Origin of the sequence: Pseudomonas sp. P105 (assembly GCF_032614175.1) — a bacterium.
GTDB lineage: Bacteria > Pseudomonadota > Gammaproteobacteria > Pseudomonadales > Pseudomonadaceae > Aquipseudomonas > Aquipseudomonas rhizophila.
Window position 1 is genome coordinate 1,576,806 of the sequence record NZ_CP126693.1, and the last position, 13,112, is coordinate 1,589,917.

The 13,112-nt window shown below is 58.7% G+C and carries 13 protein-coding genes and 1 pseudogene; 10 read left to right on the plus strand and 4 right to left on the minus strand.

Annotation, left to right across the window (positions count from 1 at the left end; translation table 11 throughout):
- Positions 1-5 precede the first annotated feature (5 nt).
- The 3 genes from QOM08_RS07150 to QOM08_RS07160 all read right to left on the minus strand — a co-directional run bounded on the left by QOM08_RS07150 (position 6) and on the right by QOM08_RS07160 (position 1,622).
- Complete coding sequence (locus QOM08_RS07150; protein ID WP_316912747.1) at positions 6-377, minus strand: cupin domain-containing protein; 372 nt, start codon at positions 375-377, stop codon at positions 6-8.
- 102 nt (positions 378-479) lie between these two features.
- A complete protein-coding gene (locus QOM08_RS07155) occupies positions 480-1,286 on the minus strand; it encodes an AraC family transcriptional regulator (RefSeq protein ID WP_316912748.1) in 807 nt (268 codons plus the stop codon).
- Positions 1,287-1,430: 144 nt separating this feature from the next.
- The gene (locus QOM08_RS07160) at positions 1,431-1,622 is read right to left on the minus strand and encodes a YegP family protein (protein ID WP_047227955.1); all 192 of its coding nucleotides are present in this window, start codon (positions 1,620-1,622) and stop codon (positions 1,431-1,433) included.
- Between the two features lie 337 nt (positions 1,623-1,959).
- Between QOM08_RS07160 and QOM08_RS07165 the strand changes: the two genes are divergently transcribed.
- The 5 genes from QOM08_RS07165 to QOM08_RS07185 all read left to right on the plus strand — a co-directional run bounded on the left by QOM08_RS07165 (position 1,960) and on the right by QOM08_RS07185 (position 6,693).
- Entirely contained in the window at positions 1,960-2,928 is a 969-nt protein-coding gene (locus tag QOM08_RS07165; protein WP_139050911.1) for a glycosyltransferase family 2 protein, read from the plus strand.
- A 2-nt stretch (positions 2,929-2,930) separates the two neighbouring features.
- Entirely contained in the window at positions 2,931-3,638 is a 708-nt protein-coding gene (locus tag QOM08_RS07170; RefSeq protein WP_139050910.1) for a class I SAM-dependent methyltransferase, read from the plus strand.
- Positions 3,635-4,018 (plus strand): GtrA family protein, encoded by a 384-nt coding sequence (locus tag QOM08_RS07175; protein WP_076385942.1) that lies wholly within the window; start codon positions 3,635-3,637, stop codon positions 4,016-4,018. The genes QOM08_RS07170 and QOM08_RS07175 overlap by 4 nt, the downstream gene beginning before the upstream one ends.
- Positions 4,015-6,099 (plus strand): DUF6311 domain-containing protein, encoded by a 2,085-nt coding sequence (locus QOM08_RS07180; RefSeq protein WP_316912749.1) that lies wholly within the window; start codon positions 4,015-4,017, stop codon positions 6,097-6,099. Before QOM08_RS07175 ends, QOM08_RS07180 begins: the two co-directional genes overlap by 4 nt.
- Positions 6,100-6,327: 228 nt before the next feature.
- Positions 6,328-6,693 (plus strand): 5-carboxymethyl-2-hydroxymuconate Delta-isomerase, encoded by a 366-nt coding sequence (locus tag QOM08_RS07185; RefSeq protein ID WP_047227950.1) that lies wholly within the window; start codon positions 6,328-6,330, stop codon positions 6,691-6,693.
- A gap of 106 nt (positions 6,694-6,799) precedes the next feature.
- Here the strand turns inward: QOM08_RS07185 and QOM08_RS07190 are convergent.
- Positions 6,800-7,102 (minus strand): annotated as a pseudogene (locus QOM08_RS07190) (LysR family transcriptional regulator); the annotation flags it as partial.
- Positions 7,103-7,624: 522 nt separating this feature from the next.
- Here QOM08_RS07190 and QOM08_RS07195 point away from each other — a divergent pair.
- From QOM08_RS07195 to QOM08_RS07215, 5 genes are all read left to right on the plus strand, one after another.
- The gene (locus QOM08_RS07195) at positions 7,625-9,007 is read left to right on the plus strand and encodes a glutamine synthetase family protein (protein ID WP_139050908.1); all 1,383 of its coding nucleotides are present in this window, start codon (positions 7,625-7,627) and stop codon (positions 9,005-9,007) included.
- A gap of 191 nt (positions 9,008-9,198) precedes the next feature.
- Complete coding sequence (locus tag QOM08_RS07200; protein ID WP_139050907.1) at positions 9,199-10,848, plus strand: phosphoethanolamine transferase; 1,650 nt, start codon at positions 9,199-9,201, stop codon at positions 10,846-10,848.
- Positions 10,849-10,918: 70 nt separating this feature from the next.
- Positions 10,919-11,560: a class I SAM-dependent methyltransferase gene (locus tag QOM08_RS07205; RefSeq protein ID WP_047227946.1), complete on the plus strand. Its 642-nt coding sequence runs from the start codon at positions 10,919-10,921 to the stop codon at positions 11,558-11,560.
- A 121-nt stretch (positions 11,561-11,681) separates the two neighbouring features.
- Positions 11,682-12,815 carry a ribonuclease D gene (gene rnd / locus QOM08_RS07210; protein ID WP_139050906.1) on the plus strand — a complete coding sequence of 378 codons (1,134 nt, stop codon included), beginning with the start codon at positions 11,682-11,684 and terminating at the stop codon, positions 12,813-12,815.
- Complete coding sequence (locus tag QOM08_RS07215) at positions 12,812-13,105, plus strand: YcgL domain-containing protein (protein WP_047227944.1); 294 nt, start codon at positions 12,812-12,814, stop codon at positions 13,103-13,105. Before rnd ends, QOM08_RS07215 begins: the two co-directional genes overlap by 4 nt.
- Positions 13,106-13,112: the final 7 nt, after the last annotated feature.

Sequence of the window (13,112 nt, forward strand, 5' to 3'; positions counted from 1 at the left end):
CGAGGTCAGATCCAGACATCATTCACCGCTGTTCGCTCATTGGTTTCATCGCCCGTGTTAATGACACCGCGAGGTTCGATCAACAGCAATTTCACTTCCAGTGCGGCGCTTGGCTTGTGCTCGACACCTTTTTTCACCACGTACATCTCGCCTGGGCCAATCGTCACCGCGCCGTCGCGAAAATCAATGCGAAGCTCGCCTTCCAGCACGATGAAGGTTTCATCGGTACCGGCGTGGGTATGCCAGACGAAGTCACCTTCGAGCCGGACGATCTTGAACTGGTAGTCGTTCATTTCGGCCACGACTTTCGGGGCCCACTGTTCCTGGAAGAGTGTGTATTTCTGAGCGAAATTGATGGGGGAGTAGTGAGTGCTCATGGGGAATGCTCGTCTTGTGAAGGGGGTGAGCGCGACCTTACTGCCTGAGCCTGAGCAGGTATTGGATGATTGTGCAGCTTTTGTGGGGGCTGGCGCCCGACGTCAGCGCAGCATTTTCAGCCAGCGTGCTGGTGAAATGCCGAAAGCCTGGCTATGTAACCGGGTCATGTGGCTCTGATCGAAAAAACCGCACGCCAGGGCCGCTTCACTCAATGGCATGCCCTGGATAACCAGGCGACGGGCTTTATTCAGGCGTCGCTGGTTGATATACCGATAGGGGCTGGTGCCGTACAGCGCTCGAAAGTCCCGGGACAGGCTCCATCGATCCCGGCCACTGGCTTGGACCAGATCATCCAGACTGATGGGCTGGTCAAGGGCATCATGAATGAACAGTCGTGCGCGCTCTGCCGCCGAGTAGTCGATCAATCGCCGCCCACGCCGGTTACCCGCTGCGCTGTCCAGTGCCTGGGCCACATCGTAGATGCCGTCCTCCTCTTCCAGCGGATCGAGTGGATGATCCATGCAGCGCAACAATCTGCGCGTAGCCACATTGAGGTGAGGATCGTTCGACAAACCTCCTTCGATGAAGGGCAAGGGTTTGCCGCCCAGCACTTGCTGGATCACGGAGGGCTCTACATAGAACATCCGGTAACGAAAGCCGTCGCTCGTGCCTGCTTCGCCATCGTGAACTTCGTCCGGGTGCAGGACGATGGTTCCGCCGGGCTGGCTATGGCGTTTTCTATGGCGGTAGTTGAAGCTCTGAACACCGCAAAGCGTGACGCCGATGGCGTAGGTGTCATGCCGGTGAGTGGTGTAACCATGGCCACTGAAATAGGCTTCGATGCGTTCCATTTTCCGCGATTCAGGAGCCCGCACCAGCCAGTCGCGATCACGATTTGATTGAGTCATTTAGACCGGCCTCTCGCTTTTGTCTGCACACGATACCTGCCTGATATGCCTTGGCGCAGTAAAAAGCGAGACCCGGATTCTTCAGGACGCAGAAAGCTGCTCGTTACGCAGGGCGGCTTACTGGTCGTACAGTGCGTCGCTGTTTCAGATTTCTTTCACGGGTGTCTCACCCTGGGCACTCTTGATCAGCCCGATGACGTGAAGGCAGTCAGCCTTGTTCACATAGGATTCGCCGCTGGCGATCGTTTCGTGGTTGCCGGCTCTCAAGCGCCACCGCCATTGGCCTTTTCCAGTGCTCTGGGTGCCTCGGGTCTGCCTGTAGATCTCAAAATACATCGGTTCGCTCCCTGCGATTAATTCATTCAAGACATGCTTTGCACATGTCGCTCCAAGCCTAGCCAAGCTGATAGTTTTGGCTATGGGAAATTCGTTTCCATTCGTTATCAAATATTGCCGATGTGGATTCGGATTTGCTCCGGCGACCCTTTTCAGGAAACAGGTCATCTTGGGGGCGCGGGGCTGGATAAAGTTCCGGTTTCGTTCTTGCGTTGCCTTGTGCGGTCCTGCTTAATACATTCCGATTCAGACGTTTGTCATTGACGTCCGGTCCGGGGAACCCGGGGGCTGGGAGCCCGATGGGACTGGAAAAACCTATAAGAAAAAGAGCCATCAAGTGACTGAATATCCAGGAGCGGATCTGCAAGGATGTCTAGCGCTTTCGCTTGTCATTCCAGTTTTCAACGAAGTCCAGTCCATAGATTTGTTTATCGCCAGAGTCGATCGGGTTTTTGCGAACGAGCCGCTGGTGACCTTGGAGCTGGTGTTCGTCAATGACGGCAGTGTCGACGAAACATTGGTGCTGTTGCTGGAAAAACAGCGAGCCGACCCGCGCATCCGGATCGTCGACCTGAGCCGCAATTTCGGCAAGGAAGCGGCGCTGAGTGCCGGTCTGCAAGCGGCTCGTGGCCAGGCGGTGGTGCCGATCGACGTCGACCTGCAGGACCCGCCCGAGGTGATCCTGCAAATGATCGCCCACTGGCGCAACGGTGCCGAGGTGGTACTGGGCCATCGCATAAACCGTGACTCCGACTCTTGGGCCAAACAGGTTTCCGCCAACGGGTTCTATCGGCTGCACAATAAAATCGCCGACCACAAGCTACCGGAAAATGTCGGTGATTTTCGGCTGATGGATCGTTGTGTGGTCGATGCGCTGCAGAGCCTGCCCGAGTCCCGACGCTTCATGAAGGGCTTGTTTGCCTGGGTAGGATTTCGAACCACCGTCGTGGATTACGTCAGGCCCGAGCGTGCGGCCGGTGAAAGCAAATTCAACGGCTGGCGTCTGTGGAACTTTGCCCTGGAGGGCATCACCAGTTTCAGCACCGAACCGCTGCGTATCTGGACCTACCTGGGGCTTAGCGTCTCGCTGGTGTCCTTTTCGTTTGCGGTGTTCATTGTGCTACGGACGCTGATTTCCGGGGTCGATCTGCCAGGCTACGCCTCCCTGATGGTGGCCGTCACGTTCCTGGGCGGGTTGCAACTGATCGGCATCGGCGTACTGGGTGAATACCTGGGCCGGACCTATATCGAATCCAAACGCCGACCGGTTTTTCTGGTACGGCGCATCTATGACGCCAAGGACTGACAATGGATCTCAAGGAAACCGACATCCTGGGGCCCGATATCGGGCAGCATTGGTACTATCGTTCCAAGGCGCGCGCCATGCTCCACATGCTCAAAGGCACATCGGCCAAAACACTGCTGGATGTGGGGGCCGGATCGGGCTTTTTTTCCCATCACTTGTTGTCCCATACCGAGACGGCCCGGGCCTGGTGCGTGGACATCAGTTACCCGGCCGACTCCGATGCCAGCACCGCCGGCAAACCCGTCCACTACCGGCGCGCCATCGACGCGCTGGACGCGGATCTGGTGTTGTTGATGGATGTGTTGGAACACGTGGACGATGACATGGGCCTGCTCAAGGCTTATGTCGACAAGGTGCCCTCTGGCACCCGCTTCCTGATCACCGTGCCGGCGTTCCAGTTTCTCTGGAGCGGGCATGATGTGTTTTTGGAACACAAACGCCGTTACACCCTCGGGCAACTGGAGGGGGTCGTGGCCCAGGCGGGTTTGCAGGTGCACAAAAGCGCTTACTATTTCGGCCTGGTGTTTCCAATCGCCGCCGCCGTGCGCCTGTTGCAACGCAACACGTCCGGCGCGCCGGCCAGCTCGCTCACTCGGCATCATCCGCTGGTCAATGGCGTGTTGAAGTCGCTGTGCAGCCTGGAGCTTGCGTTTATGGGCGCCAATCGCGTGGCCGGCCTGACGGTGTTCTGTCTGGCACAAAAACCATGATCTGGACGCGGTCGCCGTTGCTGCGACGTGGGCTGCGGTTCGCCATGACGGGCTTGTTCGTGACCGCTGTGCATGTGTTGGCTGCCGTGTTGTTTGTGCACCTGATCCTGGCCAGCCCGCCGTTGGCCAACGGTTTTGCGTTTGTGGTGGCAACCGTGGTGTCTTACCTGATCAACACGCTTTGGAGTTTCTCCAGCCGATTGCATGGCCGCACGCTCGGCCGTTTCGTGGTGGTGTCGATCGGCGGATTCTGGCTGGCGATGCTGGTGGCCTGGGTGGCGCAGAGCGCGGGGCTGAATTACCTGGCGGGCATTGCTGCCGTGGCGCTGATCATCCCGGTGTTTACCTTCATCTTGCATAATTTCTGGACGTATCGATGACCGTTCGTGGCGAGCGTTATCTGGTTTCCCTGTTGCCCGTATTGCTGGGCGTGCTGGCGTTTCTGATGGTCATCGGCCCTCGGGTGTTGAACCCGACGAATATCGCCTGGCTGGGGGAGGGCGATGCGGCGACTCATTATCTGGGATGGGCGTTTTTCCGTGATTCGCCCTGGACCTTTCCGTTGGGCATGAACCCTTCCTATGGCTTGGAGTTGGCCAACGGGATCATTTTTTCCGATTCCAACCCGCTGCTGGCGTTCATATTCAAGCCCTTCAATGCTTGGCTTCCCGAGACGTTCCAGTATTTCGGGCTGTGGCTGCTGGCGTGTTTTGTCCTGCAGGCCTGGTTTGCCTGGAAGCTGGTGGGGCTGCTGACGCCTTCGGTCTGGATCAGGTTGTTGGGGGCCGGGTTGTTCGCGTTTTCGCCCCCGATGTTTCTGCGCATGGGAGGGCATCTTTCCTTGTCCGGGCATTTCCTGATCCTGGCGGCGCTGTACCTGGCGTTGCGGCCCGGTCTGCAAAAGCGACGCCTGGCCTGGGGCGTGCTATTGGCCGCGACGGCGCTGGTGCATGCCTATCTGTTGGCGATGGTGGCATTGATCTGGCTGGCTGATCTGGCCAGCAAAGCCATCAAGGGTCGGTTACCCCGGCGCAATGCCTTGATTGAGCTGGCCGGGCTGTTTCTGCTGGTCGCATTCTGCTGCTGGCAAGCGGGTTATTTCAGTGTGGGCGGCGGGACCGTGGCGGGTGGTTTTGGCTTGTATCGTCTGAATCTCTTGTCGGTGGTGAACCCCAGCGGCTGGTCATACGTATTGCGCGACATGCCCCAGGGACCCGGGGACTACGAGGGTTTCAATTACCTGGGTTTGGGGGTGCTGATGCTGGCGATCTGCGCCGGCGTGGCACTGCTGCAAGGCAACACCGGCCTGGCGGAGGCCGTGCGTCGCAGACCTCTATTGCTGTTGGCGCTGATCGGGCTGACGCTTTTTTCACTGACCAACAAGCTCGGTATTGGCATGCTGGATGTGCATTACTGGTTGCCGAAAACCATCGAGCAGTTGGCGAACGTCTTTCGCGCGGCCGGTAGAATGTTCTGGCCGGTGTTCTACATTCTCGTGTTTACGCTGATCTTTTTGGTGGTCCGGGGCAATAAGCCACGAGCTGCGGTGTGTCTGCTGGCTGTCGCCCTGGTGGTGCAGGTTCTGGATACCCGCAGCGGGTGGGCAGGCCTGCGCAAGAGCCGGATGATGCCGACCGCCGCGAGCTGGCCGACGCCCCTGGCCGATCCGTTTTGGGCCAGCGCGGCAAATCACTACGCCAAGGTCCGGTCGTTGTTGCCGCAGAATCAGCCGGACAACTGGCTGTTGATCAGCCAATACGCCCAGAACCATGGTCTGGAAACCGATAGCGTGTACTTGGGGCGGATGGGCACTCGGGAGATCGAACACGCTCAACGGCACGCAGGCCAAATGCTCGCCACCGGTCAGTATGAAGCGGATTCCCTCTACATTCTCGACAGCCGCACCGCGCTCGAAGCGATCAAAACCGTTAATCGCCAGACCGATCTGCTGACCCGTCTTGATGGCCTCGTGGTGCTGGCGCCGGGATGGAAGACCTGTACCCAATGCCCACCGATAGCGCAGGAGACGCTGGACGTGCAGGTCAAGCCAGGTGAGCGCCAGGTGTTCAACCGAATAAACGCGATGTTGGTCAGCGGCTGGGGGCGCGTCGAAGATTGGGGCACCTGGTCGGAAGGTGCTCAGGCAGAGCTTGTATTGCGTGTACCCCCTGAGGCCCGCGCCCTCTCGATCGAAGCTGCGGCGTTCGTACAGCCCCTGCATACCAGGCAGAGAATCGAGGTCTCGATCAATGGCGTTGCGGCCCTGTCGACGCAACTGACCCGCATGCAGGAGAACACCCTGGAGCTGTCATTGAGCCCGGCCATCCGCGAAGCGATTGCCGCAGATGGGCAGGTGCGTGTGCAGTTTCATCTACCCGACGCGGTCAGTCCCAAGGCGCTGGGGTTGGGGAGCGACGAGCGAGTCATGGCGTTGGGGCTGAAGTCTCTGACGGTGAATTAAGCCGGACGTCTTTATCGTGTGCTTCAAGGTTTTTTGCGCAGCGCTGAATGCACAATTTGAGGCTGTTTTTCGAAACGCTGATACGGCTGGAAGCGTTCATGCGTGAGCGCGCCGGCGCGGTGCAAATTCCGCTGCGCGAAACAAAAACCTGCGTCAGCCAAGTAAAGTCGAGGTATGGTTGCGACGGCTGAAACCACATCGTCATATTTTCGAACAGGAGTCGAACACATGCCTCACCTGCACATGGAGTACACCGCCAACCTGCCCAAGTTTGACGAGGGTGTCGTACTGCTGCGTCTGAATAATACGCTGGTGGCCTCCGGTCAGTTCGCTGCCGAGTCGGACATCAAAAGCCGGGCTGTGAAAATCGAGAATTTCCTGGTGGGCACCCTTTTCGAAAAGCGCGGTTTCGTGCACGTGAAGCTGGCCTTGTTGAGCGGCCGTTCGCCAGAGGTCAAGAAGCAGTTGGCCGAAAAACTGTTGGAGGTGATCCAGGAGGTGGGCGAATGGCCGGCTGACGTTTCCGTGCAACTGTGCGTGGAAATCCTCGACATCGACCGAGGCCCCTATGCCAAGGCTGTCGTCGGCGCCTGAGGGTCAGGTGCTTCGCGTCTTGACGATCCGCTCGCGCAGCCAGGTGCTATCAGCGGCCTGGCTGCACGGGCGTTCACGGTGAATCCCGACAAGCCTTCAAGCGCTTGATGGTTTGCCGGGCGGGATCAACCGTGGCCGCACCGGCATGGCACAGGTTGATACTCTGCAAGATGGCGCGCACATGCTTGTACATGCCCTCGGCTTTATAAGTGGGGCGCATGCCAGTGCGGGTGTTGATGAACAACTCGTCGTCGAAACAGGTCCGCAGTTTCTTGAGGCAGTAGCTGACCGTTGACTGGCTGACACACAACGCCTCGGATACACCGGTGACGCTGCTTTGCTCGTACACAGCGTTAAACACCATGAGGTCTTGCATATCGAGTTTTCTGAGGGAGTTACTGTTCAGCATCCGTTCTGTCTCTCTCTGTGCTCCTTGCGCGGATCTTGCGCAAACCAGACCTTTGATCCTAACGGAACGATCGTCCCAGGAGAATGCCAGGCGAGCGGTTTCACGGTCGCGAGTGGGACAGATAATGTAATGAACACGACGGATCGTTCAGCATTCGATTCTCTGGCCGATTGTTTAGCTCGTTGCGATCCAAGCTCCATCAAATCAAGGTTTAACCGGCTTTGGTGACGTGGGACTCTGCCAGGGTGTGTTTCCTGTGATGTCTTTTATGGACGGTTGGCCCGCAGCAATCCAATACCCTTCATTCGCCGCAATGGGGCCGGTGGGCAGGTTTATGTCCGGGGTCTCTCCCACGCTGTGTGCGCTACCCTCTGAACTGGCTTTTTGGGCACTCTGGCATTGTCGCCACGCCCGTCCTCCAGATACTTGTATTTCCTGTTGATCCTAAACAGTGTTCGTTGATCGCGAGCACAGGCTGACGGTGCTTTGTCGCCCGTCCGACATGAAAATACGAGCGTTCTCATGAGTTCTGCCCACCTCTCTTTTGCCCCCCTGCATCAAGCCCAGGCGTTCCTGGAGCAAAATCCGGATATTGAGCTGTTCGAGCTGTTTATTCTCGACAGCAACGGTGTGCCTCGGGGCAAACTGCTGCACCGGGATGAGTTGCTGGCGCTTTACGAAAGTGGGCGGCCCTTGCCCAGTACCATTCTCGGGTTGACCATCAATGGCGACGATGTGGAAAACTCCGGGCTGGTGTGGGATGTTGGCGACATCGATTGCCGGGCTTATCCCATCAGCGGCAGCTTGCAGCGAATGCCCTGGCGGCTGATCCCCACTGCGGCAGTGCAGGTCAGCATGCATCCTCAGGAAGGCATGCCCGCGACCATCGCCGATCCGCGTTATTTGCTCAGCCAAGTGATCGACGCTTTGCAGGCCGATGGCTATTACCCGGTGATGGCGGCGGAGCTGGAGTTCTATCTGTTGGACGCGCAGCGCGACAGCCAGGGCCGGCCGCAACCGGCGCGGGACGCTGATGGCGGCCGACCCGGTGCCACGCAGGTCTATGGCTTGCGCGAGCTGGAACAGATCGAACCGTTCCTGGCGGACCTCTATTCCGCCTGCAAGTCGCAGGGGATCCCGGCTCGAACGGCCATTTCCGAATACGCGCCGGGCCAGGTGGAAATCACCCTCGAACACCGCACCGATGCCTTGCAGGCCATGGATGAGGCGGTGCGCTACAAACGTCTGGTCAAAGGCGTGGCGCATAAACACGGCATGCAGGCGTGTTTCATGGCCAAGCCTTTCGCGGAACTGGCAGGTTCGGGCATGCACATGCACGTCAGCCTGGCGGATAGCGAGGGCCATAACCTGTTTGCCAGCGAAGCCGCCGATGGCACGCCGCTGCTGCGTCATGCGGTGGGCGGGATGCTCGACACGTTGCTCGACTCACTGCTGATGTTCTGCCCGAACGCCAATTCCTACCGACGCTTCCAGAGCAACAGCTACGCGCCGCTGGCGGCAACCTGGGGCGTGGACAATCGCACCGTGAGCCTGAGGATACCGGGCGGGCCAGCATTTTCGCGGCATATCGAACATCGTATTTGTGGTGCCGACGCCAACCCGTACCTGGCCGCCGCCGCGATACTGGCCGGCATCCATCGCGGCATTCGTGAACAGTGCGATCCCGGTGCGCCAGTGGCGGGCAACGGCTATGCCCAGGCGAGCGAATTGCTGCCCACCGACTGGCTCACCACCTTGCGCACGCTTGAAGCCTCGACCTGGGCCAGGCAAGCCTTCGGCGATGAGTTCCTCAGGGTGTACCTGGCGGTCAAACGCGCCGAATACCGCCAGTTCATGGGCGAGGTCGGAGAGCAGGACTGGCGTTGGTACATCCATCAGGCTTGAACTGAGCCCACAAGCTGCACGTCGGATCGGACGTGCGGCTTGCTACTTGAAAAATTATTTAATGGCAACTTTTTCACGAAAAATTGATAGTGACCTGCCTAAAGTTTGTGTTGCCGTAGCACAGTAGTTTTTCAAACTTTCCTGCGGTATTTGCTTTCCCTAGCGCAACTTCCAGGAAACTTTAAAACCTCATGCTGACCATTAAACCCGTGCGCCCCGAGTGGGTGACGCTGGTCGCCAGTGTCTTTTTATTAGTGGGCTTCAACGTTGTGCTCTGGCAGCACCTGCATACCATTACGGCAGGTGACGGCGGGGGCGTGCTGATCGGCGTGGCGTTTGCGGTGCTGGTGTTGTTCGCCTTCAACCTGATGCTGACAATGGTAGCGTTCCGTGGGCTGCTCAAGCCTGTGCTGATATTGCTTTTTCTGATCAGCGCCGGTGTGGCGTATTTCATGGCTCAGTATGGCGTGCTGATCGATGCCGGCATGTTTCGTAACTTTGCTGAAACCAATGCCACAGAGGTGCGTGATTTACTGTCGTTAAAGTTGTTTGCCTACCTCGGTTTATTAGGCGTGTTGCCGTCCTGGTTGTTATTTAAAACGCCGATCAGCTATCGCCGCTGGCCCAAAGAACTGTTAAGCAAGTTAGTGGTGAGTGGGGTGTCGGCGGCGGTGATCGGCATGGTCGCCCTGGCCAATTACCAAGGGTTGTCTTCATTGTTTCGCAATCATCATGAATTGCATTTGATGGTGGTACCGAGCAACTACATCGGTGCGTCGATCGGGTACTTGCGTGAACAGGTCGCGTCGGCCAAACAGCCCTTCATCACCTTGGGTGAGGATGCGAGTCGTAATCCGGTCTGGCAAACACATGCCCGCAAGTCCCTGACCGTACTGGTGGTGGGGGAGAGCGCCCGTGCCGAGAACTTCGGCATTCTGGGCTATAACCGCGATACCACGCCGCAACTCAATCAAGAAGCCGGCCTGATCGCCTTCACTGATGTGCACTCCTGCGGTACGGAAACCGCGGTATCGGTGCCGTGTATGTTTTCCAACATGGGCCGCAAGAACTACGACGCCAGCAAGGCCAGGAACGAAGAAGGCCTGCTCGATGTGCTCAAGCGCGCCGGGCTGGAGGTGATCTGGCGTGACAATCAGTCGGGCTGTAAAGGCACTTGCGACCGGGTCACTGTGCAGGATGTCAGCAATCTCAAAGACCCGGCCCTGTGCGCCAACAGTGAGTGTCGCGACGAAATTCTGCTCCAGGGCCTGCAGCATTTCATCGACACCCTCGACAAGGACACCGTACTGGTGCTCCACCAAATGGGCAGTCACGGCCCGGAGTACTTCAAGCGCTATCCCAAGCAATACGAACATTTCACCCCAGTGTGCCAAAGCAATGCGCTGAACAATTGCAGCCGCCAGAGCATCGTCAACGGCTACGACAATACGCTGGTGTACACCGACCATGTGTTATCGACCCTGATCGACCTGCTGCGGGCCAATCAGGACAAGGTCGACACAGCGATGCTGTACCTGTCCGACCACGGCGAGTCCCTGGGCGAGTACAACCTGTTTCTCCATGGCACGCCCTACATGCTCGCCCCGGAACAACAGAAACACGTGGCGATGCTGGCCTGGTTTTCCGACAGCTATCAGAAGTCCTTCTCCGTCGACACCCATTGCCTGCAACTGAGCCGGGACAAGCCCTTGAGCCAGGACAATCTGTTTCATTCGATGCTCGGGCTGCTGGAAGTCAACAGCAAGGTCTACAACCGGGACCTGGACCTGTTTGCCGGTTGCCGTGGCGCGGTCATTGACGGGGTATTGGCCCGGCAGTGAGCGCCTCGACTTTTTTTTCACGTACGGGTGGTTAGCCTGTTCCTATTCATCTTTCCCAAGAGCGGTTGGTATGTCTGGGCAACCCCCATCCCCCGTAGAGATCGAGTTCGCCAGGCATCATGACCGGGAACACGCGCGCATTTGCCGTCAAGCGGCGCCCAGGCGACTGCGCCTGGCGTTCTGGCGTGACGAGCAATTGGTCCGCAATGCCTTGAAAGCCGCCGGTGAACCGGGGCTGGTGCTGGATGTGACCTGTGGCGCGGGCCGGTTCTGGCCGGTGCTGGCCGAACATGCCAACCGGGTGATCCTGGCGGCGGACCCCTCGCCAGACATGCTCGATCACGCCCGCACCCACCATGGCGGCGCGTTGCTGGAGCGGGTCACGACCTTTCCCAGTTCGGCATTCACCCTCGGCCTGTCGGCTAACGCTGTGGACTGTATTTTGTGTCTGCAACTGTTTCGGCACGTCAAGGCCAGTGAGCATCGGCTGGCGCTGTTGCGCGAATTTCATCGGGTCAGCCGTGACACGGTGATTGTGTCGGTGCAAATTGAAGGTCGCCTCAACATCGGACCTGCGCCGCACCGCGGCCTGGCGGACAAGGCTGAAGTTGAAGCCGAGTTCCGCCAGGCCGGTTTCACCCTGCTGTGGTACCAGGATTTTCTGCCCGGGTTTGCGCTGACGCGGGTTTATGCGTTGTGCAAGGCCGGTTAATTCCCGATGTAGGACTATTCTTGCCTTCGCGCAGGCGATTTCTCTCAGGCTCCCGCTCTATGGATGCTCGCAATCGCTGACGGCGATATATACTGCGCGCCATTCTTCAAGGGAGAGCCGTGTGGCCATCGATATTCACTGGATTCGCGACAACGATAGCCTCGGTCAGTTTTGCGCCCAATGGCAGCAGTTGCCATTCGTCGCCCTCGACACTGAATTCATGCGGGTCGACACGTTTTATCCCATTGCCGGTTTGTTGCAGATCGGCGACGGCGAGCGTGCCTATCTGATCGACCCCTTGACCATCGACAACTGGAAGCCCCTGGCCGCGTTGCTGGAGAACCCGGCAGTGCTCAAGGTGCTGCACGCCTGCAGCGAAGACCTTGAAGTGCTGCTGCGCTTGACCGGCAGCCTGCCTGCGCCGCTGTTCGACACTCAATTGGCCGCCGCCTACCTGAACCTGGGTTTTTCCATGGGTTATTCCCGGCTGGTACAGGACGTGTTGGGCATCGACTTGCCCAAGGGCGAAACCCGCTCTGATTGGTTGCAAAGACCCCTGTCGGAAACGCAGATCAGCTACGCCGCTGAAGATGCAGTGCATCTGGCGGAAGTTTTCGTACAGCTACGCCCGAAGCTTTCTGACGAAAAATACGCCTGGGTCCTGGAGGATGGCGCCGAGCTGGTGGCCAACCTGCGTCGCGAAGTCGACCCCTATGAGGTTTATCGCGAGGCCAAGCTGGCCTGGAAACTTTCCCGTGCCCAACTGGCCGTGCTGCGCGAGCTATGCGCCTGGCGCGAGCGGGAAGCGCGGGCTCGTGACCTGCCGCGTAACCGGGTCATTCGCGAGCATTCGCTGTGGCCCCTGGCCCGCACTCAGCCGGATAACCTCGGTGCGCTGGCGAAAATCGAAGACATGCACCCGCGTACCGTGCGCCAGGACGGCGAGTTCCTGCTGGAGCTGATCAAACGCGCCGCCAGCGTGCCGCCCGAACAATGGCCGCCAGCCGTGGCCGAGCCCTTGCCCATTGAGGCTTCGGCGCTGGTCAAGCGTCTGCGGGCACTGGGGCAGGTTGAGGCCGAGCGCCTGGGAATCGCCCCTGAACTGATGCTGCGCAAGAAAACCCTCGAGGCGCTGATCAAGAGCGGCTTTCCCGAGGGCCCTTACCAATTGCCCGATTCGCTGCGTGGCTGGCGCCGCGAATTGATGGGCCAGGCGCTGCTCGACAGCCTGGCCACCGCCGGAGAACAGCCTTGAAACGTATCTGCTCGATCTACCGAAGCTCGAAGAAAAACGAGATGTACCTGTATGTGCTCAAAAGCGATGCCCTGGAGCGTGTGCCCGAGCCCCTGATGGCTGCCTTTGGGAAGGCGATCCATGCCTTTGACCTGGTGCTGAGCCCCGAGCGCAAGCTGTCCCGGGAGGACATCAACCTGGTGCTGGAAAACCTCGATACCCAGGGTTATCACTTGCAGATGCCACCGGCTGAAGACGAATACATCGAGCATCTGCCGGAAGAGTTGCTGCGACGCAACGACCCGGTCTGACGGTACC

Bases quoted from the DNA above. Each gene is read 5' to 3' on its own strand.
- QOM08_RS07150 (WP_316912747.1), bottom strand. From the start codon at position 377: ATGAGCACTCACTACTCCCCCATCAATTTCGCTCAGAAATACACACTC.
- QOM08_RS07155 (WP_316912748.1), bottom strand. From the start codon at position 1,286: ATGACTCAATCAAATCGTGATCGCGACTGGCTGGTGCGGGCTCCTGAA.
- QOM08_RS07160 (WP_047227955.1), bottom strand. From the start codon at position 1,622: ATGTATTTTGAGATCTACAGGCAGACCCGAGGCACCCAGAGCACTGGA.
- QOM08_RS07170 (WP_139050910.1), top strand. From the start codon at position 2,931: ATGGATCTCAAGGAAACCGACATCCTGGGGCCCGATATCGGGCAGCAT.
- QOM08_RS07175 (WP_076385942.1), top strand. From the start codon at position 3,635: ATGATCTGGACGCGGTCGCCGTTGCTGCGACGTGGGCTGCGGTTCGCC.
- QOM08_RS07180 (WP_316912749.1), top strand. From the start codon at position 4,015: ATGACCGTTCGTGGCGAGCGTTATCTGGTTTCCCTGTTGCCCGTATTG.
- QOM08_RS07185 (WP_047227950.1), top strand. From the start codon at position 6,328: ATGCCTCACCTGCACATGGAGTACACCGCCAACCTGCCCAAGTTTGAC.
- QOM08_RS07195 (WP_139050908.1), top strand. From the start codon at position 7,625: ATGAGTTCTGCCCACCTCTCTTTTGCCCCCCTGCATCAAGCCCAGGCG.
- QOM08_RS07200 (WP_139050907.1), top strand. From the start codon at position 9,199: ATGCTGACCATTAAACCCGTGCGCCCCGAGTGGGTGACGCTGGTCGCC.
- QOM08_RS07205 (WP_047227946.1), top strand. From the start codon at position 10,919: ATGTCTGGGCAACCCCCATCCCCCGTAGAGATCGAGTTCGCCAGGCAT.